Below are 20,075 nucleotides of genomic sequence, written 5' to 3'. Positions count from 1 at the left end.
GGCGAGTCGCTTCGGAAACATGGAGGAACGGATGGAATTAACGAAGGCACGCCGAGCAGGGCGCAATTTCCTGCGGCTAGCCCTGGTCATGGGCTGGATTACCGCTGGCATTTCGCCGGCTTTGGCCGCGACGGTCGATCAGGTCGTCAAGGCTGAAGTCAAAACGGATGTTGCCGCGTCCGGATCGCAGGCCCGCATCGACAAGATAGTCGAAGAAACCGACGATCTCGCCGCCAAATATCGGCAGACACTGGACGAGGTGAAAGCGCTCCGCGTTTATAACGCGCAGGTCGAGACGCTCATTCAGGCCCAAGTCGATGAAATGGCATCTCTGGGCGAGCAGATCAGTGGCGTTACCGGCGTTGGCCGTCAGATCATGCCGCTGATGGGCCGTATGATCGAGAGTCTCGATCAGTTCGTGGCCCTCGATATGCCCTTTCTTCCCGAAGAACGTCGCGAGCGTGTCGAGAACCTTCGCGAGTTGATGTCGCGTGCGGACGTGACCGTCTCCGAGAAATTTCGTCTTCTGATGGAAGCCTATCAGATCGAGAACGCCTATGGCCGCTCGATCGAAGCCTACACCGGTGACCTCGAGCTGGACGGCACCAAGCGCACCGTGGACTTCCTGCAAGTTGGTCGCGTGGCGCTGCTCTATCAGACCTCGGATCGCAGCGAGACGGGATTCTGGGATCGCGACGCCAATACCTGGCAGCAACTCGATGATTCCTACCGCACGCCAGTTGCCAATGCGATCAAGGTCGCGCGCAAGCAGACGGCCCCTGACCTTCTCCAGATTCCGGTACCTGCTGCCGTGGAGGCCCGATAGTGAATACTTCCAAGACATTGATCGCCGCAGCGATGGCTGCGTTCATGGCCCTCGCCGGCACGCCTGACTTTGCGGCAGCGCAAACTGCTGCTGCGGCTCCGCCCAAGGCCGATAATATGCAGCAGTTGCTGGACCTCGTCCGGCGCGGTGGCCGAGCCGAAAATTCCCAGAACAACAAGCGGGAAGCGGCTTTCCGGGCGGACAAGGCCAACCAGAAAAAGCTTCTGACGATCGCGCTTCAGGAAAAGGACCAGGAAGAAATTCGCTCCGAAGAACTCGAGGCTGTTTTCGAGGACAATGAGCTGGAAATTCCGCGTTTGCAGGAGCAATTGCGCAATCGCCTCGGCACCCTCGGAGAACTCTTCGGTGTCGTCCGTCAAGTCGCCGGTGACACCCGCGGTTTCGTTGAAACGTCTCTGGTTTCAGCACAGATTCCGGGTCGAGCTGAATTCCTCGGAGAGTTCGCGCAGTCCAAGGATCTCCCCGAAGTCGAGGAGCTCGAAAAGCTCTGGTTCGCCTTGCAGCAGGAGATCATCGAAGGTGGCAAGGTCGTCCGCTTCGAGGCCAAGGTGCAGACACCTGACGGCGAAGAGATCGATACGGAAGTTGTTCGGGTCGGACCGTTTACGGCGATCGCCGACGGCCAATTCCTGCGCTACGTGCCGGAAACCGGCAAGCTTGCCGTCCTGCCGCGTCAGCCGGGTTCGGCGCATCCGGGCAATGCCGCTGATCTGAGCGCGGCCACAGACGGGATCGTTCGGTTCTCGATTGATCCGACGCGCGGTTCGTTACTGGCCTCCTTGGTGCAGACGCCCGACATGGCCGAACGACTCGGTCAGGGTGGCGTCGTGGGTTACGCGATCGTCGTCCTCGGCATCTTCGGTGTTGGAATCTCGATCTGGCGCTTTATCTATCTGTTCGGCGTCGGCTCCAAAATGCGAGCCCAGCAATCCAGCGAGACCCCGGATCCCAGCAACCCGCTGGGGCGTGTCCTGCAGATTTATTCCGAGCATAAGGACGCCGATGTCGAGACACTCGAACTCAAACTCGATGAGGCTATTCTTCGCGAGGTTCCCAAGCTGGAGTCCGGCAACACGCTGATCAAGACTCTCGGTGCGGTAGCGCCCTTGATGGGACTGCTCGGAACGGTGACCGGTATGATCAACACCTTCCAGGCGATCACCCTGTTCGGAACCGGCGATCCCAAGTTGATGGCTGGCGGCATTTCGACCGCATTGGTCACAACCGTATTGGGACTTTGCGCAGCGATTCCTCTGCTCCTCCTCCACAGTCTTGTGGCGGGTCGCAGCAAGGCGATGGTGCAGGTTCTCGAGGAACAGAGCGCCGGGCTGGTCGCGGAACGGGCCGAGCAAGAGTCCAAGAAGGTCTGACCTGTGCAGGCGTTTTTCGATATACTTGCGGCCGATCGAGATTTTCTCCAGACCGGCGGCACGGTGCTCGTCACTATTGTTGTGGTGACCTTCCTGATGTGGGTGCTGCTATTTGAGCGGTTCTGGTACGTCTGGCAGGGTCATCCGATTCTGGTGAATCGGGTGATCAAGCAATGGGATGACCGGGAGGAAACGACCTCCTGGTATGCCCATCAGGTTCGCCGTTCGCTTGTTTCGCAGGTTTCTGCGGAACTGAACCGTGGCTTGCCGATGATAGCCAGTCTCGTCGCCCTGTGCCCGCTTTTGGGTCTTTTGGGGACGGTGACGGGGATGATCGAGGTCTTTGATGTGATGGCTCTGACCGGCAGCGGTAATCCGCGCGCGATGGCCTCGGGCGTGGCGAAGGCAACGATCCCGACCATGGCAGGCATGGTCGCTGCCCTCTCCGGTCTCATTTTCAGCACGCAATTACAGAACAAAGCAAAGACGGAGACGGAAGCGGTCGCAGATCGCCTGTCTCCCGGTAAGGAGTAGCCCATGCGTCGTAGACATGGCTCTGGAGAAGAAGAAGCCGAGGTCAATATGACCCCGATGCTCGACGTTGTTTTCATCATGCTGATTTTCTTCATCGTCACGGCATCGTTCGTGAAGGAATCCGGCGTGGATGTGAACCGCCAGTATGCATCGACGGCACAGCCGAAAGAATCAGCGAATATCTTTATCGCCATCACCGCTGACAACCAGATCTGGATTGACAAGCGCCGGGTAGATCCGCGTGCGGTCCGTGCCAACATTGAGCGACTCTATGCCGAGAACCCGCAGGGCTCGGTTGTGATTCAGGCTGACAAGGATTCGAAAAATGCCCTGCTGATTCAGGTTCTGGATTCTGCGAAGCTCGCGGGCGTCGATAGCATTTCAGTCGCAGCCGATCCGAGTATGGAATGACACAGCGACTTCTCGGCTCGGCTATTGGCGCCGTTCTGGTGACCCTCGCACTCGTCACCATGATGCAATCACTCGTGGCGATGGGTGGTGGTGGGCTCAACAAGAACAAGGGCGTTCGGATTCAGGACTTCCTGCGGACTATGGACGATAGTGACACGCAATCCAAAAAGCGTGAACTGCCCGACAAGGAAGAAGTCGAAGAAGCTCCCGAAATGGAAGCCATGGAGTTGGAAGCCGCGCCGTCAGAATTGAAGATGGAAGGCATGGGCATCAGTGCTCAGCCCGACCTCGCTCTGGCTGGTGGGGTGGGTGTGGGATCGGCCGATATGGATACCGTTCCCCTGGTCCGAGTGAACCCTCGCTATCCGCCGCGCGCCCAGTCGCGCGGGATCGAGGGCTGGGTCCAGCTCGAATTCACGATCACGCCACAAGGAACGGTGACGGACGTTCAGATTATTGACGCCGACCCGAAGGGTTATTTTGAACGTTCCGCGAAGCGCGCCGTCCAAAAGTACAAATACAAGCCCAAGGTCGTGGACGGCAAAGCCGTAGCGCGCCCGGGGATTCAATTGGTACTTTCGTTCGACATCGAAGATTAATCGGAGCCTGATATGGCAATGTTTTCCCGCAGCAAGATCAAGACTTTCCTCTGTATTTTCCTGAGCGGCCTGTTCGTCTTTTCGATGGCGGCGGGTGTTGCGGCTCAGGATGACGACAAGAAGCCTCGGCCCAAGCCGCAATTGCGGCGGGTCCAGTCTCCGGGCAAATGGGCTGCCAAGCGAATTATGGGAGCTCAGGAAGCACTCGCGGCCGAGCAGTGGAGCGAGGCCCTGACGATCCTTCAGGAAATGAAGGACCGCAAGAAGCTCAACGGCATCGAAACAGCCACCATGTGGCAGTTTTACGGCTTCATCTACTCCTCTCAGGATCCGCCGAATTACAAAAAGGCATTGGTTGCTTTCGAGAAGGCGCTTGAGCCGAATGCATTACCGGAGGCGACCCAGACCGCCACCTATATGAACGTGGCTCAACTCTACGTCATGCAGGAGCAGTACTCGAAGGCGCTGGCGACCTTCGATAAATACTTTGCCCAAGTGGAGACGCCATCCCCCGATGCCTACTATATGTATGCGATCGCGCTGACCCAGAAGCGTCAGGCCCGCAAGGCCATCCCCTGGATTCTGAAAGCGATTGATGGATCGGCGGCCCCCAAAGAAGCCTGGCTGCAGTTGGCCTCATCTCTTTATTTCGAGACCAAACAGTACAAGAAGGCCGCCGGGGTACTCGAAATTCTGGTCGCGCGCTTCCCCAAGAAAAACTACTTCATCCAGCTCGCTGCTCTGAGCAACGAACTCGGGAATGAAGCTCGGGCACTGGCCGTCCTCGAGCTGGCCTATCACCAGAAGATGCTCAACCAGGATAGCGAATATCGAAACCTGGCTCAGCTCTACATGACACGCGAGATCCCCTACCAGGCAGGCCGCGTGATGCAGAAGGGCATGAAGGCCGGCATCGTCAAGAAGGACCGCAAGGCCTACGATTTGTTGGCCCAAGCCTGGTTGTTGGCGCGCGAACGCGAACTGGCGTTGCCTGCCCTCAAGGAGTCCGCCGCCCGCGGCAAGGATGGAAACGCCTATATTCGGCTTGCGCAATTATATCTTGATCAAGCCGAGTGGGCCGATGCACAGGAAGCATTGGCGAGCGCTGTCAAGAAGGGCGAACTGCGCAACGAAGCCATGGCCCATCTTCTGCAGGGAATCACCTTCTTCAACCTGGAGCAGTATGAAGAGGCTCGTGATGCCTTCTTTGAAGCAAGGGAGTTCGACAAGACCAAGGCTTCGGCCGAGCAATGGTTGAGTCAGGTCGGGCGCCATATTCCAGTCGAGATCGAGGAAGAAAAAGAGGAAGAAGTCGTCGAGATGGTCGATGGAATTCCGGCCGATTGGTACGATTTGCCCGAGGGTGATCGAGCCGTTCTTATCGGTGGCCTCGAGGCGGGAATGATCACGATCGAACAGCCCGAGCCCGAAGTTGAGGCGGTGATCGAGCCCGCGAATGAAGTCGTCGTGGAGGCGGTTCAGCCTTCCTGAGTCAGACGATCGCCAAATGGTGTTGTGAATTAAGGGGTGGTTCCTTCGGGACCACCCCTTTTCTGTATCGGCTTCGATTGCTACCCAAAGCAATGGTCGCATAGCTCAGCTGGTTAGAGCATCGTCTTCACATGGCGGGGGTCCCCGGTTCGAGTCCGGGTGCGACCACTAAACTCCGCCGCAAACGTACCTTTGCGGCGACCCCTCCTCGCAACTGCTCAGGACATCTGGCACGGTTGAGCAGGTAAATGCGAGGAATCTGGGACTATAGACGATTCATTCTTGGCCTCGCCGGGAAGGACTTTCGTCAGCGCTATATGGGGTCTCTGCTTGGAGCCCTATGGATGGTCCTGAATCCGTTGGCTCTGATCCTGATCTATACGATTGTTTTCGGCAAGATCATGGGTCATCGCCTCCCCGGCATGGAGAGCGGTTCGACCTACGGCATCTTTCTCTGCGCCGGAGTCTTGCCCTGGGGCCTGTTTGCCGACACCCTCCAGCGCTGCACGAGTATTTTCGTGGAGGAAGGAAATCTGATCAAGAAGATGGCCTTCCCTCGGCTTGCCTTGCCCGCGATGGTCTTTGTTTCCGCCGCGATGAGTTTCGCCGTTACTTTTGGGGTACTGACGGTGATTCTTCTGGTGACAGGGCATTTCCCGGGTTGGGATCTTCTTCGATTCATACCGCTGCTCCTGCTCCAGCAACTTCTTGCATTGGCGCTAGGTATCACGCTTGGCGTTCTGAACGTCTTTTTCCGGGATGCTGGCCACGCAACCGGTATTCTCACTCAGTACTGGTTCTGGTTTACGCCGGTTGTGTACCCCAGCAGTGTTTTACCTGATTGGGCAAGATCGGCTCTGGCCCTCAATCCGATGACGGGCGTCGTCGAGGGCTACCAGGCGATCGTTCTGGGTGCCGAAGCTCCGGGCCTCGGTAGCTTGTTACCCATCGTCATTGCGATCGGGGTTCTATCACTTCTGGCACGCGCCACGCATCGCCGCTTTGCCGCAGAGATGCCGGACTTCCTCTGATGAGTCGCATTATCGCCACCGGTCTGGGTAAGGCCTACCGCCGCTATCAGCGCTCGCGACACCGCCTCTGGGAACTGCTGCCGGGCTCTCGCCGCGACCTGCACACGCTCGATTGGGCCCTCCGGGATATCAGCTTCAACGTGGAGGCTGGAGAGGCTTTGGGTATTATCGGGATGAACGGCGCGGGAAAAAGCACCCTGTTACGTTTGCTCACCGGGACGACATCCCCCACGGAAGGAAGTTTCTCGGTTACAGGCAAGGTTGCAGCCCTTCTGGAACTGGGGATCGGTGTCCATCCCGATTTCACGGGTTGGCAGAATGCTCGCCTCTCCTGCCAACTTCTGGGTATGAGCGAACCTGAAATCAGGGATGTTCTGCCCTGGATTCAGGAGTTTTCGGAATTGGGCGATCATATGGATCAGCCCGTGCGAACGTATTCGACCGGTATGCAGGTCCGTTTGGCGTTCAGCGCGGCCACAGCCGTTCGGCCTGATGTGCTGATTGTGGATGAGGCACTCTCGGTTGGTGATATGTTTTTCCAGCACCGATCGATGGGGCGCATTCACGAAATGCGTGCCGCAGGGACAACGGTGCTTTTCGTGACGCACGACCCGGGCGCTGTGAAAGCCCTCTGTGACCGAGTTCTTCTGCTGGATCGGGGTACCGTCGTTTGTGAGGGGAAACCATCCACGGTTTATGACTTCTATAACGCCCGGATTGCCGCCAAGGAGGGGGCAGCCACGCCAATCGAGCAGAATGAGATGGGTGACGGTGAGGTTTCGACGCGCACCGGGGTGGGCGGCGCATGCATCCGGCAGGTCGAACTTCTGGACAAGGACGGGGCCCCGTCGCAGGTCTTCCCGGTCGGCACCCCGGTTCGGCTCTCCGTGGAATTTTCGCGCGATGAAGACTGCGCGATCCCAAGCGTCGGCTTCCTGATTCGCGACCGTTTGGGCAATGAAATTTTCGGGACCAATACCCACCATCTCCAACTGGAGTCACCGGAGGGCGCGGCGACGACCTTGCAGGTTTCGTTCGCGACTGAGTTGCGGCTGGGGCCGGGCAGCTATTCGGTATCGATCGCCTTGCACCGTGGCGCGACACATCTTGAGGAAAACTACGATTGGTGGGATCGGGCGCTGGTGTTTCAAGTGGTCGATCATGATGAATCGACTTTCACCGGGGTTGCTCAGTTGCCGGTAGCGGCCGACTGGGTGAAGCCATGAGTCATGCCAGCACAATCAGCGTGACGATCGTGAGCTGGAACAGCGCTGCCTATTTGCCTGCATGCCTCGATGCCCTGGCCGGACAGACCCGGATGCCTTTCGAGGTAGTGGTGGTGGATAATGGTTCCACCGATGAAAGTATTCGGATTGCCGAGAATCATCCGGTCGTCACTTTTGTCGATCAGGCGCGAGAAAACCTGGGGTTTTCTAGGGGCCAGAACCGTGCGATCGCACGGACCACTTCGGATTGGGTTCTCGCGCTGAACCCGGATGCTCGTCTCGAGCATGATTTTCTCGCAGAGTTGTCGGCAGCCCTCTCTCGAAATCCGAGCGAACGGATGGGAACTCTCTGTGGGAAGCTTCGACGCATGGATGCGAACCTGAATCCGCTCAGCCCCGCGAAAATTGATTCGGCAGGAATGGAAATGTTTCGCAGTTTTCGACATCTGGATCGTGGGTCGGGGGCGTTGGACGACGGTTCCTGGGATTGCGAAGAGTTGGTTTTCGGAGCCTCCGGAGCTGCCGCGATGTACCGACGCTCGATGATCGAGGATATTTCGATAGAGGGTGCATTTTTCGATCCGGACTTTTTCTCCTATCGAGAAGATGCGGACGTCGCGTGGCGTGCGCAAAGCCTTGGCTGGGACTGCCTTTACGTGCCGGCAGCGATCGGGTATCACGTGCGCTCCGTGTTGCCCGAACGAAGGTCAGAGGTCTCTGCTGTTTTGAATCGCCATTCGGTGCGCAATCGTTTTCTGATGCGCTGGAAGAATGCGGATGCCACGACCTGGCGTCATTGCGGATGGCCGGGAGTCTTCCGTGATCTGATTGTGGTGGGTGGGTGTCTATTTCGTGAATGGTCGTCACTTCCCGGACTCGGCGAAGCTTTGCGTGGGTGGCGACATGGAAGGGATCAGCATCGCTGGATTGAGTCGCGGCGCCGGCGCCCATCATCCGAGGTCATGGCATGGTTCCAGTGAAAGGTTCGCCCGGCGAGATATTGGTAGCTCCCCGCAAGCAGGAGGCTTTCCAGCAGACATTATCGATTGCCTGGCAGTTGGCGCGCCTGGATCTGGTGCGACGCTACACCTCTACCGGCCTTGGAATGCTCTGGGCGATCCTGTCGCCGCTCGGGATGTCTTTGGTCATCGGTGCGGTGTTCGCCAAGGTTTTTGATCAGGGACTCGCGGAGTTCTTGCCCTATTTGTTCGTGAATCTGACCTTATGGGCCTTTTTCGTTGCCTGCCTTGAAGGCGGCGCGATCGCCTTCATCGCGGCCGAGGGCTACATCAAGCAGGTCCCGAACGTCTCTTTGGCGGCTTATCCTCTCCGTATGGCGTTCGGTGCCTTCGCGGCGCTCTGCTTTGGCCTCTTTGCGGCCACGCTGGTGACGGTCGTTCTGGGCGGCACCATCAATGCTTCCTGGCTAAGTATCCTGCCGGCTCTTGGGGCCTGGCTGATTTTCGGGATCGCTCTGGCCAGTCTCTCGGCGGTCCTCAATACGATGGTGCGCGATTTCACATACGTACAGACGGTTGGCGTGCAGGCTCTATTCTACGCGACCCCGATTATGTATCCGCCTCAGATGCTTGTGGAGCATGGGCTATCCTGGCTGCTCACCTTTAACCCGGTTTACCATTTGCTGATGCTTGTTCGGACCCCTCTTGTTTTCGGCGACCTCCCGCCACTCTCTCACTATATCGCCTCGGCGATTGTCCTGCTGCTTCTGGTGCCGCTCGCGATCGTTGCTCTCCGACGCTCGCGTTCTTCGGTGGTATTCTGGCTATGATCGATCTCGAGAAGGTATCGTTACATTTTCCGGGCAAGAACGGTTTCCGTCTGCGAGATCGATTGGCCGGTTTTTTCAGCGGAGCCACAGCGCAAATGGACGATGATGGCGTGCGCGCTCTGCATGAGATTTCTCTCACGATCCGCACCGGCGAGAGGGTCGGCGTCATCGGTTGGAACGGAGCAGGCAAAACCACTCTGCTCAAGACGATGTGCGGGATTTATACCCCGACGGAAGGTCGCGTTCAGGTGGAGGGCGACGTCGCCAGTCTTTTCGAGTTGGCGACCGGGTTCGAAATGGAGGCCAGCGGGTTCGACAATATGTTGACCCGGGCTCTCCTGCTCGGGATGTCGCGCAGCGAAGCGCAAGCGGCACTCCCCGCGATCGCCGAGTTCACCGAGTTGGGCACGGCGCTTGAGCGTCCTGTCAAAACCTATTCTTTCGGGATGTTTCTCAGGCTGGCCTTTGCGGTATCGACAGCCATTCAGCCCGATGTCTTGTTGCTCGACGAGATTGTCGCGGCGGGTGACGCACGATTTCAGGCAAAGGCGCAGGAGCGCCTCGACAGCATGGTCGAGAATGCTTCCCTGGTTGTTTTGATCAGCCACGATATGGAAACGATCCGGGCGATGTCGGACAGGTGTATCTGGGTTGAATCAGGCGAGGTGCGGGAAGATGGCCCGACAGAGGCCGTTATCCGCGCCTACGCTGGAGCCGTCGCCTGAGCATCGCGATGGTTCGGCGCGCCCCATAAAGCGCGTAGCGATCCCTCCAATGCTGCCAGGGCCCCTGCGCGATCCGGATCGCGCTCGTCTCGGTTGCTGGAGCCCTGTGTGCGAGTAATGGCTGAACTGCGTCGCGCCATTGTGACGCGAGTGCTTTCTCCGAGAAGCGTGATTCGACATCTTGTGCTGCGGCACGTCCGAGATCTGCCCGGAATCCCTCATCGCGAATCAGCCTTTCGATGGCGTTTCCCCACGCTTCGGGTTCGTTGGGAACAATCAACCCGGTTTGCTCGGAGCGGACTACCGTCGCGTTCGGTGAATCTTCGGAATAGATTCCAGGAATCCCCAGTGATCCGTACTCCAGGTATTTGTTCCAGTACTTGGCTCGATGAAAGTCGGCGCTCGGCAAGGGAGCCAGCCCGATATCGATACCGAGGCCCGCCGCACGCTGCCGCCAGGCGTGGAAATCCATTTCATAGGGAATGACTTCGGCCCCGATCGCCGCAGCGAAAGCAGGCGCGCTTCCACAGAAGACAAACCGGACCTGCTGTCCGAATTTTTCTTGAACTTTCCTCACCGGTTCCTCGAGAAGCTCTTCCAGAAATGCGTGGTGATCGAAGCTGCCGAGAAATCCGATGCGAATCGTGTTTCCGTATTCGGAGGCTGCCTGCGGCGGCGTTATGGGCGGAGCAGGTCGAGGCTGCCGCAGCACGGTTGCTTGCACTCCGTGGCGCTTCTCGAGGGAGTGTCCGAGGAACTCGTTGGTCACCAGAGTGAGATCGGCACCCTTGAGGATGGAGAGCAGGCCCTTCTGTGCCGTCGCCGTATGGAAGAATAGCGCACTGCTGGCCGTCGAGGGTACGTTTTCGAGGTCGTCATCGAGATAAATGGCCGTGCGTTTTCCTAGACGAAGGGCCTCCTTCTGAATCCGCGATTCCTGCTGGGAGGCGCCTCGAACGAGAATGATGCTGTCGGCCCATGCGAGATCTTCGGGACGGAACTCGAGCGATGAGGATGCACGGAATTCGCAAATACCTGTGGCAGCCAGAAATTCGAAAATCTGATCTACGCCAAGAATCGCCGAAGGAATTCGCAGCTCGGAAAATGCTGCGATTCGCGGGAGGCGATCGGCGGCAGAACTCATGCGTTCTTCCTACCGCCCCGGGCAGGGGACTGCGAACGTTCCCGAGATGGGTTAAGGGAGGGGATGCGAATTGTATCCTGGAATGTGAATGGATTGCGGGCCTGTGTGCAAAAGGGGTTTACGACCGAGATTCGCAAGCTGAAGGCTGACGTTCTGGGCCTGCAGGAAACCCGGGTTCAGCTGGAGGATGTACCAGCCGAGATCGATCGCCTGCGGCGCTTTCCGCATTTTTCTCTGCACGCGGCTCGCAGCCGGAAGGGCTACAGCGGTGTGGGTCTTCTGTCCCGCGAAAATCCGAGCGATCTCTCAATCGATTTGGGAGAGGAGTCCTACGATATCGAGGGCCGGTTTCAGTTGGCTAAATTTCCCGGACTCTTGCTGGCAAACGTATATTTCCCCAACGGCAGCGGGAAGGATCGCGACAATTCTCGAGTGCCCTACAAACTTGCCTTCACGCGCCGAGTTTTTGATGTTGTAGAGGCGGCGCGGCGAGAAACCGGTCTGCCGGCTTTGATCTGCGGCGATTATAATACGGCGCCACAGGCGATCGACTTGGCGCGTCCCAAGCCGAACCAGAAAACCAGTGGCTTCCTTCCGGAGGAGCGCGAGGCCTTCAGCGAACTTCTGGACCGAGGCTGGATCGATACCTTTCGGCATTTTCATCCGGAGGATGTCGCCTATAGCTGGTGGAGCCAACGCTTCGGGATCCGGGAGAAAAACATCGGTTGGCGCATCGATCATATGCTCGCTTCCGAAGACCTGATGCCCAAGGTCCGCGATGCCTGGATTCGACCAAAGATCCTCGGCTCGGATCACTGCCCGATCGGGATCGACCTCGATTTGAGCTAGAGAATGACTGGGAAGACAGCCGTTCAGCGATAGGTGCGCTTTGACGGACGAAAAGCTAGGATTTCCGGGTCTTCAGAAAAGAACGGAGGAACACCTAGTGGGTATGCTCGAAGGAAAATCCATCGCTGTTACCGGTGCGGGACGAGGAATTGGTCGCGCTGTCGCTCTGGCCTGCGCCAAGGCCGGCGCCAAAGTTGTCGTCAATGACTACGGAGTGTCGATGGACGGTAGTGAGCCGACCAGCGAACCCGCGAACGAGGTCGTCGCTGAAATCAAGGCTGCAGGTGGCGAAGCTGTTGCCAACCCGAGCTCTGTTGCGGAGATGGCGGGTGGGGAAAGCATCGTCCAGCAGGCCGTCGATACGTTCGGTACGATCGACGGCGTGGTCTGTGTCGCGGGGATCCTTCGCGAGAAAATGCTTTTCAATATGGCCGAGGAAGATTGGGATCCGGTCATCGAGACGCATTTGAAGGGGCATTTCACGCTCTTCCGGGCGGCTTCGGCAGTCATGCGCAAGCAGAAGAGTGGTTCGTTGGTGGGATTCACTTCGGGCGCTTTTGCCGGCTCCGTAGCGCAGGCGAACTATGCATCGGCCAAAGGTGGCATCGTCTCTCTGGTGCGCAGCGCCGCGGCGGGTCTGAACAAATACGGCGTGCGTGCGAACTGCATTGCGCCGACGGCCAAGACACGGATGAGCGAGAACGTCCCTTTTGCCATTCCGGATATGGGATCGGCCGAAGATATCGCGCCGATGGCGGTCTACCTCCTGTCGGACGCTGCGAGCAAGGTCACGGGCCAGGTGTACTCGGTTGCGGGAACAAAACTTGCCGTCTGGAATCAGCCCGAAGAGGTTCGCGCCGTCTATCAAGATGGCGGCTGGACGCCGGAGTCGATCGCGGAGCGTCTTGATTCGACGATCGGGCAGGAAAAGATGGGCCTTCTCGAAAAGTTGGAAATGTACGCAAAAGCGGCGGCTGCGAAGAAAAAGCCGAACGCCTGAAAAGCAAAATCTCGATGAACAAGGGGTGGTCACGCATGCGTGTGGCCACCCCTTTTTTTTATGACTGCATCCGACTCATGAAGATTCGCTGTCGGCGCCCACCGCGATTCAGGGATCGGAAGAGGAACCCCCGAAAGAGCATGATCCAGGTCAGAAGGGCGCTGGCCACCAGGGTCGACAGGATGGTCGTCCATGGGCTGGCGGGGAGTCCTTGCATCAGGATGGTGCTGATCATGCTCAATGCATTGGTCGGGCTCAGTTGCGACATGACGACCAGGCCCCATTGCGTTTCGATGGCGAAGATGGGGCCGAGGATCAGGAACATCGGGAACAACCACTCCAGCGTGTTGGCAAGCGTAAAGCGATAGGCATCCTCGAGGAGGCCCATGCCGTCGCGCCTTCCCTGATAGATCAGCTCGGGAACCGGGTTGAAGACGACAAAGATTGCAGTCTTCACAGAGAGAATCAGCCAGAGGGAGTTGGCACTATTTTGGCCGATCATCCCGAGCACGAGATCCAGAATCCAGAAAATAAAGAGGACCGAAATCAGGGAATTGAAATACCGGCCGAAGGTGGAACCCAAACCAGCGAAGTTGACGCGTTGGTGAGAGACGGCCTCTTCCAGAATGCTCAAAAACGAACTCAACAAGGCCGCCATCGCGAGATATTGGAGAATGCCGCCCAGAAAGCCGAGACTCATGCCCAGAGTTGCGACGAGGCCGAGAAGCATCGTGTAACCCGGAATCAGCCCCACAATCCAGAAGTGTGCGACCAGACTTTTGGATCCCTCGCGGATAGCCTCGGCATACATCTGCAGGGTCGCCTTTACGAGGATCTCAAAGCGGTTCATGGGTGGAGAGCCTTTCGCAGGTCTTGCGCCAGATTCTTTTGATGAGATTCCAAGGTGCCTCCGCCGATTTCCAGAAGCTTGGCATCGCGCAGCAGACGCTCGATCGGGAATTCCGCACAATAGCCTGCGCCGCCGAATACTTGCATCGCATCGTCCGCGACCGATTTTCCGACCGGAGCACAAAACAGTTTCGCAGCATCCGATGCGATGCGGCTGCGCTTGTCGGGGTGCATTTCGCTGGCGACGCGATAGACCAAGGCTCGCGCGGCTTCGGTCCGAGCAAAGGCGTCGGACACGTAGCGCTGGATCTGGCCGAAGTCGAGAATCGACTTGCCGAAGGCTTCTCGCTCGATCGAATAATGGACCATTTCGGCCAGGCAGCGGTCGGCGATCCCCAAGCTCATGGCGGCCAGACAGATCCGTTCGATTTCCAGATTCCGCATCATATGGACGATCCCGCCGCCTTCGGTCCCCAGAAGGTTTTCTGCGGGTACGCGACATTCCTCGAAGTGGAGTTCGGCCATGGGAGACGCCCGCATGCCCATTTTTCGAAGCGGATGCCCGACCTGAAAACCTTCGGTGTCTTTTTCTACGACAAACGAGCTGATCCGGCCGTCGACCTTGGCATAGATTAGAAAGAGACCCGCATCGGGGGCGTTGGTGATATACGTTTTGCTCCCGTTGAGAATATAATGATCGCCGGATCTTTGCGCTGTGGTCTGCATCCCGAGGACGTCGGTGCCGGCACCAGGCTCGGTCATCCCCATGGCGCCGATGATCTCGCCGGATAGAGTCGGTGGCAGAAAGCGCTCGCGTTGGGAGGCATTGCCGGCCTGATATAAATTGTTCACAAACAGAAGTGCGTGCGCGAGATAAGCGAGGCAAAACCCCGGATCGCTGCGGGAGATTTCATGGTGGGCGATCACAGCGGCAGTCGCATCGAGGCCCGCGCCGCCATCGGCTTCGGGCACGGTCAGGCCCAGCAGGCCTAATTCGCCAGCACGACGAATCAGAGGCCGGTTCAGTTCCGCGCGTTCATCGAATTGCGCGGCCTGGGGCTCGACTTCCTTGCAGACGAAGTCGACGACCATTTCGCGCAAGAGGCGATGCTCTTCGCTGCTTTCACGGGGGGCAAGCTGCCCGGGAAGATTTTCGCATGGTGACTCGATTGGCATCGCGAGAAGAGATAGCACAGGTTGATATGGATTGGCGAAAAATTCGGATGCCGGAGGCGATTGCTGAAGCAGGGCGAATTGTGACCGAAGCGGAACTCGTTCTGGACTTTGGAGACGAAGCCCGAGGTTGGATGCGATTCACGGTCTTTGAAGATCTTCTGTCCGGAGGTTTCTTTGCCCGGGCTCAGGATCTTGAGGACCCGCGGGTCAAAGCGACTGTGACAGCCGATACCCCCGAAGAGGCGTTTGAGGCCTGCCTGCGCGAGGCGGGGGTTTCCTTGCGTCGGGAGCGCGGACGCTAACCACGCTTGCTGGCATGGCTGGTCGCGCTCCCGCGGCAGTTGCCTTATTCGATGACGTCTTTCCAGACATCTTGGTCGTCGGCAAGAAAGGCATCCAGCCAATCGAGCAAGGGTGTGCCGTCAATCGTTTGCTCATAGAGGAAGTTGCTCATCAGAACCGTATGGTTACTGCCCTTCGGGAAGTAACGGGCAAATCGGTCGCCGGTAAGGACTTTCAACTCGTCGGTGCTGGTCAGGAGCAGGCTTTCGAAACCGGGTCCCGAGAGGTCGAGGAAAAAGCGCAGCACGCCGTCTCGCTGGTAGGTGTAGAGGGCTGCACGCAGATCCTTGTCACGCTCCATCGCCCAGTGGGTCAGGAAGGTATATTGGTCGTCGCATAGAACGCAGCTGGGCGGCACCAGGCGTTCAAAGTCCCAATTCGCCAGACGGTCCTGGACATCCTGTGAAGCCTCCTTGTTCTGCACGCCGGGGCCCGAGTCGTTGAAGATGATGATCTCGGTGGACGGCAGCGCGACGCGCAGGACTCCATATCCGGAATAGGTGCCATAACCTCCGGCACTCGACCCGCTGACGACGACGCGAGACGGGTTGGGAAATTGCTCCGTCAGCGCGGTGATGGCTGCGGAAAGGTTCTGCAGGCCGTGGTGGTAGGTGATGCGACCATTATAGTCGATCGCGGTATCCCCGATGAAGACCGACCCGTCGCAATACGGTACATAAACGATATCGTAATCTCGGAACGGGTTTGCGGGATTGTCGAGCGCGAGGATGCCGACATTGGGCGGGCTACCAGCTCTGGTGGTCGCCGTCTGGGCGACATTGCAGGTGTAGTCATCCCAACAGGCGCCACCCCCTTGTTGAAAGACCAGCACCTCATCGGAGGGGCCGTCGCGAAAGCTGAGCTGGAAAGGCTCGCCCGTCAGGCAGATCGGTCCTTCGGCTGCGGGATCAAATCGCAGATGCGTCCATTCGCCATCGACCTCGGTGGCCACCGGTGTGGCGGCCCCGAGATACTCCCCATAGCCGAGATCCGCCAGCTCGGCGGCGACCGGGTAAGGCGCCGGTTTGGAACTGCCGCCGCATGCCGTCAGGCCGACACTGATCGCTACAACACTTAAAATTTTCATCAACTTTCGCATGATCCCTCCAATTTGTAGTCTTATCGTAGATGGCCGAAGGAGGATACGCTTTGTTCGAGAATACAATTGGTGGAAAACGAAAACGGAACGATCCCGAAGTGGGCTCGCTGGATCACGAAGAAGCCGAAATCCGCTGCTTCAAGAAACGCGAACCCTTCTTCAGACGGAGCAGGGCAAGGGGCAGGGGTGCCCACATGGCGTCTGCGGTGGGACGTTCGCGCGCCGCAGCGAGCATGATTTCTCTGGTCTCCCTGATTCTCGTCGTGGCGCTGCCGGCTTTCGCGGCGGCCGACGGAGAACGATCTCGCTATCGCGTGGGTCTGTCCCTGACGGATGCGGCGCCGAGCGCCAAAGCCGGGACGCAATTTTCGTTTACGGCGACGAGCGATACCTACGAAGAACTGGACCTCGTGGCCATTGATCTGCCCGCCGGCGCCCGCCTCAATCCGCAGGCGATGGCTGTAAAATGCCAGTTGGCGGAAACCGGCACCGATGCCGGTTCGATCTGTGCCGACAAGTTTCCTCAGGCAAAGATTGGCTCCGGCGTCTTGATTACGAGTGTTCTGGGCCGGCATACCATTCGCGGGGACGTGTATGTGGTGGCTCCCCCGAATGCGCCGGAAGGCCAGAATCTCGTTTACTACTTTCCCGGAGGTCAGATCTTTGGGGCCTCGGCCCAGACGCTATTCGGGCGTCTGGCGATCGGCCCGCAGGGGGCCCCCGTGATGGCACTCGGCAAGATCCAGAGCCAACTCTCGTTGCCCTTCGGAATGTCGGCGGCCTTGGTCGAGGGGACCTTCACCTTCGGGGGGCAAAATGGCGAGAAGCCGTTTGTGAACCCCGCACAGGGAGGTCCGTCGACCTGGGACCTCGAGATTCGCCTCGGATGGGACGACACGGTGGAAAAGACGGTGCTGCAACCAACGGTTGGGCAACCATCGTCAGCTCCGAAGGACGGGTGATCGAAAACGGTTGGGAGGCCTCCCCTCGGGCCTGGACGGATCGGGGGCGTGGTGCGGCGTGGTGCGGCGTGGTGCGGCGTCTTGCGGGCAGAAATGATTTGGGTGGGGTGTTTTTCAGGATCGCCCCGGACCTTTCGCTCGGGGGGGCTTTCAGGCTAAGCTGAGGCGAGAGCAAGCCGCATACGCGGGTGTAATTCAGTGGTAGAATGCAAGCTTCCCAAGCTTGATGTCGCCGGTTCGATCCCGGTCGCCCGCTCTCGACAGAAACCCCCGGTTCCCCCGGGGGTTTCTTGCGTTGAGGCGGGTTATTCCAGCCGTCATTTCCAATGTCTTGTTCACCGGACGAGATTCCCGGGCTCTACCGATCGCTTCCACTGGGGAAATCCTCAGCCAGCGGAGGCAGGAAACAGGAAAGGGGGGCAGCTCTGTCGAGCTGCCCCCCTGACCGGCAAAGAGCTTCGGGCGGTCCTGCGAGATTGGCTGGGAAGACGTATCTCATACCGGCCGAAGCCTTCGCACCGGACTACATCCCGGCCGGGTCGGCCGCGACTTCACTGGGCGCCTCGATCACCTGTCCTCCCACGCTGCTGACACATTGCTCGTAGGCACGGTCGGCGGTGTTCCAAGTCGAATCCTCACACTTGCAGGACATTTCGTTGCACATTTCGGCGCCATTCCAGCTGGCTTCAACCGCGCACCCGCTCGTCGCGACGCAGCAGTCGTATTCATCCAGCATATCGCGGAAGCTTCGCGCCTCGTCCTGCGCGTCGTTGCAGAGATCGCCGAGGATGTAGCGTGATGCCAGGATATCGGCGCCGCTTCCATCCGAGGCACCGCCGGTGTTGGCCGAGCATCCAGGATCCTCCTGGTAGACATCGTCGCCGCCGGGTTCCGCCGAACCGCCGACACTCACGATGGCTTCATCCAGACTGTCGATGCAGGCTTCGTGTTCTTCCGGGTCCCCAATCGAATCGCTGCAGCACTTTTTCTCTGATTTTTTCGTCCAGCGGCCCATCTTTGCATCGCATGCGGCGAGATTCGGCTCGACGCCACGTTTGGCCGCCTTGGCCTCTGCTTTGAGGGTACAAGATGAATACTTCGCCGCGACGTCGAAGATGGATGCGGAGCAGTCTCCCGGTGCGGAAAAATCAAAACTGATAATATGAGGCGTTGCTTGCCCCGGTGTCGCATACGCCAGTGCGGCGAGGGCCAGAGCGGCCGCAGCCAGGGTTCGTTTGAAGTTCAGGATCTTTGTCAGTTGGATCGTTTTCATGGGTCTTTCCTCCTTGGTCGCTTGCGGCGACTCATTTCGTGGGAGCGACGGGATGTCGTCCCTGCCCCTTGGGCGTGACACTTGCCGTCACGGAGGGTGACACGGGAGAAATTTGTTCCGCCTTGGGCGAAAGATCCTAAGTGTCTAATTTAAAGGGATCTTATGGGGGGTGGCTTGGGCGATGGCTCAGCTGTGACACGCCTTTTGCCGGCCCAGCCCCGCGTGATTGGACGAAAAAGGCCGGCAGTGGCCTGCGTTCGGGCTGAGATGGTCCCCGTGGGGCATCGCGGGTGGCGCTTCGTCTCGGGGTTCGTCTCTATGCCGTGCAGAAAAAGTCGCGACCCTCGACTCGTCCGACTGCGGCCAGTTCGGCGCGGACCTTTTGGCGTGGGCCCGCGCCGGCCACCGAGACCAGAATCGGTTCGCCGGGGAGGCCGGGGAGGGCTGTTACCGGGACGACCGGGGCGCCGTGGATGATCTTTCCCAGACGTCGCGGGTGGACGTCGACGATATGCGAGGGCTGTCGGTCATACGCCAGCAAGGCACGCCGCAGCGCACGTCCGGTATGACCATAGCCGCACAGGATGTATCGAGACGAGTCCCGCAGGGGGCCGGAGGCGAGAAAGTGGGCCTTGGCGGCGACAAAGCTCTCGATGGTCAGAGTCTCGGCTCGGTGTGTCAGGCGGTCGGGGTGTTCGCGCCACAGGAGCAGTCGTTGTGGCAGGATATCGAGCTTTCGGTCGGCTTCGGCCAGTCGCAGGATCAGATCGTAGTCCTCGCTCCAGCGGGTCTCGCGATAGGGAAATTCGGTGAGGACGGATCGGCGAATCATCCAGCTCGGGTGGGGTAGCGGAGATTCGATGAATCGTTCGCGTCGAATTTCTGCGGGCGTGCGGATGGATTGCAGCCAGTCCTGATAGGCATGCAGACCATGACCCATCCGCGCGCGGGGAAAGATGCGCGTATGGGCTCCGAGCAGCGCGAGGTCCGGATCGCGGGCGAAGGCGGCATATTGTTTCTCCAATCGATCCCGTCGCATCAGGTCGTCGGCGTCCATGCGGGCAATCAGCGTCGCTCGGCAATCGGCGAGTCCGGTGTTCAGAGCGCTGACCAATCCCCGAGGCTCGGTGATGATGAGACGAAAGCGAGCGTCCCGGTTGGTCACGCGCGCGGCGACCGCGGATGTGGCATCGACCGAGCCATCATCGACAATGAGGCATTCGAAATCCCTCAGAGTCTGGCGACGCACACTCTCCAACGTGGCGTCGAGGGTGGCGGCGGCGTCCCGTGCGGGGATCAACACCGAGATCGAGGGTTGTGTTGCGGGTTTTTGGTCCAAAAAAGCTGCTCCCGGGGGC

General features: G+C 58.9%; 21 protein-coding genes and 2 tRNA genes. 17 read left to right on the top strand and 6 right to left on the bottom strand.

What is annotated here, in order from left to right:
* Positions 1–31: 31 nt before the first annotated feature.
* From P8K07_12295 to P8K07_12240, 12 genes are all read left to right on the top strand, one after another.
* Entirely contained in the window at positions 32–826 is a 795-nt protein-coding gene (locus P8K07_12295) for a DUF3450 domain-containing protein (protein ID MDG1959295.1), read from the top strand.
* Positions 826–2,217, top strand: a complete 1,392-nt coding sequence (locus tag P8K07_12290) for a MotA/TolQ/ExbB proton channel family protein (protein MDG1959294.1) — start codon at positions 826–828, stop codon at positions 2,215–2,217. The genes P8K07_12295 and P8K07_12290 overlap by 1 nt, the downstream gene beginning before the upstream one ends.
* Positions 2,218–2,220: 3 nt before the next feature.
* The gene (locus tag P8K07_12285) at positions 2,221–2,751 is read left to right on the top strand and encodes a MotA/TolQ/ExbB proton channel family protein (GenBank protein MDG1959293.1); all 531 of its coding nucleotides are present in this window, start codon (positions 2,221–2,223) and stop codon (positions 2,749–2,751) included.
* Between the two features lie 3 nt (positions 2,752–2,754).
* Entirely contained in the window at positions 2,755–3,162 is a 408-nt protein-coding gene (locus tag P8K07_12280; GenBank protein ID MDG1959292.1) for a biopolymer transporter ExbD, read from the top strand.
* The gene (locus P8K07_12275) at positions 3,159–3,761 is read left to right on the top strand and encodes an energy transducer TonB (GenBank protein MDG1959291.1); all 603 of its coding nucleotides are present in this window, start codon (positions 3,159–3,161) and stop codon (positions 3,759–3,761) included. The genes P8K07_12280 and P8K07_12275 overlap by 4 nt, the downstream gene beginning before the upstream one ends.
* A 12-nt stretch (positions 3,762–3,773) precedes the next feature.
* Positions 3,774–5,252 (top strand): CDC27 family protein, encoded by a 1,479-nt coding sequence (locus P8K07_12270; protein ID MDG1959290.1) that lies wholly within the window; start codon positions 3,774–3,776, stop codon positions 5,250–5,252.
* 94 nt (positions 5,253–5,346) lie between these two features.
* A tRNA-Val gene (locus tag P8K07_12265) sits at positions 5,347–5,420 on the top strand.
* A gap of 80 nt (positions 5,421–5,500) precedes the next feature.
* Positions 5,501–6,283 carry an ABC transporter permease gene (locus P8K07_12260; protein MDG1959289.1) on the top strand — a complete coding sequence of 261 codons (783 nt, stop codon included), beginning with the start codon at positions 5,501–5,503 and terminating at the stop codon, positions 6,281–6,283.
* Entirely contained in the window at positions 6,283–7,509 is a 1,227-nt protein-coding gene (locus P8K07_12255) for an ABC transporter ATP-binding protein (GenBank protein MDG1959288.1), read from the top strand. Before P8K07_12260 ends, P8K07_12255 begins: the two co-directional genes overlap by 1 nt.
* Positions 7,506–8,489 carry a glycosyltransferase family 2 protein gene (locus tag P8K07_12250; protein MDG1959287.1) on the top strand — a complete coding sequence of 328 codons (984 nt, stop codon included), beginning with the start codon at positions 7,506–7,508 and terminating at the stop codon, positions 8,487–8,489. Before P8K07_12255 ends, P8K07_12250 begins: the two co-directional genes overlap by 4 nt.
* Positions 8,477–9,298: an ABC transporter permease gene (locus tag P8K07_12245; protein MDG1959286.1), complete on the top strand. Its 822-nt coding sequence runs from the start codon at positions 8,477–8,479 to the stop codon at positions 9,296–9,298. The genes P8K07_12250 and P8K07_12245 overlap by 13 nt, the downstream gene beginning before the upstream one ends.
* Positions 9,295–10,023, top strand: a complete 729-nt coding sequence (locus P8K07_12240; protein MDG1959285.1) for an ABC transporter ATP-binding protein — start codon at positions 9,295–9,297, stop codon at positions 10,021–10,023. The genes P8K07_12245 and P8K07_12240 overlap by 4 nt, the downstream gene beginning before the upstream one ends.
* Here P8K07_12240 and P8K07_12235 read toward each other — a convergent pair.
* Positions 9,992–11,167 (bottom strand): glycosyltransferase, encoded by a 1,176-nt coding sequence (locus P8K07_12235; protein ID MDG1959284.1) that lies wholly within the window; start codon positions 11,165–11,167, stop codon positions 9,992–9,994. The two genes, P8K07_12240 and P8K07_12235, sit on opposite strands and share 32 nt — an antisense overlap.
* Before the next feature lie 63 nt (positions 11,168–11,230).
* Between P8K07_12235 and P8K07_12230 the strand changes: the two genes are divergently transcribed.
* Entirely contained in the window at positions 11,231–12,016 is a 786-nt protein-coding gene (locus P8K07_12230) for an exodeoxyribonuclease III (protein MDG1959283.1), read from the top strand.
* Between the two features lie 103 nt (positions 12,017–12,119).
* On the top strand, positions 12,120–13,016 hold the full coding sequence (locus tag P8K07_12225; GenBank protein MDG1959282.1) for an SDR family oxidoreductase: 897 nt from the start codon (positions 12,120–12,122) through the stop codon (positions 13,014–13,016).
* A gap of 58 nt (positions 13,017–13,074) precedes the next feature.
* Here P8K07_12225 and P8K07_12220 read toward each other — a convergent pair whose 3' ends face one another.
* Together P8K07_12220 and P8K07_12215 are read right to left on the bottom strand one after the other, a co-directional pair.
* Positions 13,075–13,866 (bottom strand): hypothetical protein, encoded by a 792-nt coding sequence (locus tag P8K07_12220; protein MDG1959281.1) that lies wholly within the window; start codon positions 13,864–13,866, stop codon positions 13,075–13,077.
* Positions 13,863–15,041, bottom strand: a complete 1,179-nt coding sequence (locus P8K07_12215; protein MDG1959280.1) for an acyl-CoA dehydrogenase family protein — start codon at positions 15,039–15,041, stop codon at positions 13,863–13,865. The genes P8K07_12220 and P8K07_12215 overlap by 4 nt, the downstream gene beginning before the upstream one ends.
* A gap of 26 nt (positions 15,042–15,067) precedes the next feature.
* On the opposite strand from P8K07_12215, the gene P8K07_12210 reads away from it, so the two are divergent.
* Positions 15,068–15,343 carry a hypothetical protein gene (locus P8K07_12210; protein ID MDG1959279.1) on the top strand — a complete coding sequence of 92 codons (276 nt, stop codon included), beginning with the start codon at positions 15,068–15,070 and terminating at the stop codon, positions 15,341–15,343.
* A 44-nt stretch (positions 15,344–15,387) separates the two neighbouring features.
* On the opposite strand, the gene P8K07_12205 is transcribed toward P8K07_12210, so the two are convergent.
* Entirely contained in the window at positions 15,388–16,470 is a 1,083-nt protein-coding gene (locus P8K07_12205) for a pectin acetylesterase-family hydrolase (protein MDG1959278.1), read from the bottom strand.
* Positions 16,471–16,676: 206 nt separating this feature from the next.
* Between P8K07_12205 and P8K07_12200 the strand changes: the two genes are divergently transcribed.
* Both P8K07_12200 and P8K07_12195 read left to right on the top strand, forming a co-directional pair.
* Complete coding sequence (locus P8K07_12200) at positions 16,677–17,444, top strand: hypothetical protein (GenBank protein MDG1959277.1); 768 nt, start codon at positions 16,677–16,679, stop codon at positions 17,442–17,444.
* Between the two features lie 184 nt (positions 17,445–17,628).
* A tRNA-Gly gene (locus P8K07_12195) sits at positions 17,629–17,700 on the top strand.
* 267 nt (positions 17,701–17,967) lie between these two features.
* Here P8K07_12195 and P8K07_12190 read toward each other — a convergent pair.
* Positions 17,968–18,717: a hypothetical protein gene (locus P8K07_12190; GenBank protein ID MDG1959276.1), complete on the bottom strand. Its 750-nt coding sequence runs from the start codon at positions 18,715–18,717 to the stop codon at positions 17,968–17,970.
* Positions 18,718–19,033: 316 nt separating this feature from the next.
* Positions 19,034–20,056 (bottom strand): glycosyltransferase family 2 protein, encoded by a 1,023-nt coding sequence (locus P8K07_12185; GenBank protein ID MDG1959275.1) that lies wholly within the window; start codon positions 20,054–20,056, stop codon positions 19,034–19,036.
* Positions 20,057–20,075: the final 19 nt, after the last annotated feature.

Source organism: Candidatus Binatia bacterium, assembly GCA_029248525.1.
GTDB lineage: Bacteria > Desulfobacterota > Binatia > UBA12015 > UBA12015 > UBA12015.
Note: the sequence above shows the minus strand (reverse complement) of the source record. Positions and strands in the feature narration are given on the sequence as shown.

Excerpts from the sequence above, each read along its gene's own strand:
- P8K07_12295 (MDG1959295.1), top strand. The coding sequence starts at position 32 with ATGGAATTAACGAAGGCACGCCGAGCAGGGCGCAATTTCCTGCGGCTA.
- P8K07_12280 (MDG1959292.1), top strand. The coding sequence starts at position 2,755 with ATGCGTCGTAGACATGGCTCTGGAGAAGAAGAAGCCGAGGTCAATATG.
- P8K07_12275 (MDG1959291.1), top strand. The coding sequence starts at position 3,159 with ATGACACAGCGACTTCTCGGCTCGGCTATTGGCGCCGTTCTGGTGACC.
- P8K07_12270 (MDG1959290.1), top strand. The coding sequence starts at position 3,774 with ATGGCAATGTTTTCCCGCAGCAAGATCAAGACTTTCCTCTGTATTTTC.
- P8K07_12260 (MDG1959289.1), top strand. The coding sequence starts at position 5,501 with ATGCGAGGAATCTGGGACTATAGACGATTCATTCTTGGCCTCGCCGGG.
- P8K07_12255 (MDG1959288.1), top strand. The coding sequence starts at position 6,283 with ATGAGTCGCATTATCGCCACCGGTCTGGGTAAGGCCTACCGCCGCTAT.
- P8K07_12250 (MDG1959287.1), top strand. The coding sequence starts at position 7,506 with ATGAGTCATGCCAGCACAATCAGCGTGACGATCGTGAGCTGGAACAGC.
- P8K07_12245 (MDG1959286.1), top strand. The coding sequence starts at position 8,477 with ATGGTTCCAGTGAAAGGTTCGCCCGGCGAGATATTGGTAGCTCCCCGC.
- P8K07_12240 (MDG1959285.1), top strand. The coding sequence starts at position 9,295 with ATGATCGATCTCGAGAAGGTATCGTTACATTTTCCGGGCAAGAACGGT.
- P8K07_12235 (MDG1959284.1), bottom strand. The coding sequence starts at position 11,167 with ATGAGTTCTGCCGCCGATCGCCTCCCGCGAATCGCAGCATTTTCCGAG.
- P8K07_12230 (MDG1959283.1), top strand. The coding sequence starts at position 11,231 with ATGCGAATTGTATCCTGGAATGTGAATGGATTGCGGGCCTGTGTGCAA.
- P8K07_12225 (MDG1959282.1), top strand. The coding sequence starts at position 12,120 with ATGCTCGAAGGAAAATCCATCGCTGTTACCGGTGCGGGACGAGGAATT.
- P8K07_12220 (MDG1959281.1), bottom strand. The coding sequence starts at position 13,866 with ATGAACCGCTTTGAGATCCTCGTAAAGGCGACCCTGCAGATGTATGCC.
- P8K07_12215 (MDG1959280.1), bottom strand. The coding sequence starts at position 15,041 with ATGCCAATCGAGTCACCATGCGAAAATCTTCCCGGGCAGCTTGCCCCC.
- P8K07_12210 (MDG1959279.1), top strand. The coding sequence starts at position 15,068 with ATGGATTGGCGAAAAATTCGGATGCCGGAGGCGATTGCTGAAGCAGGG.
- P8K07_12205 (MDG1959278.1), bottom strand. The coding sequence starts at position 16,470 with ATGAAAATTTTAAGTGTTGTAGCGATCAGTGTCGGCCTGACGGCATGC.
- P8K07_12200 (MDG1959277.1), top strand. The coding sequence starts at position 16,677 with ATGGCGTCTGCGGTGGGACGTTCGCGCGCCGCAGCGAGCATGATTTCT.
- P8K07_12190 (MDG1959276.1), bottom strand. The coding sequence starts at position 18,717 with ATGAAAACGATCCAACTGACAAAGATCCTGAACTTCAAACGAACCCTG.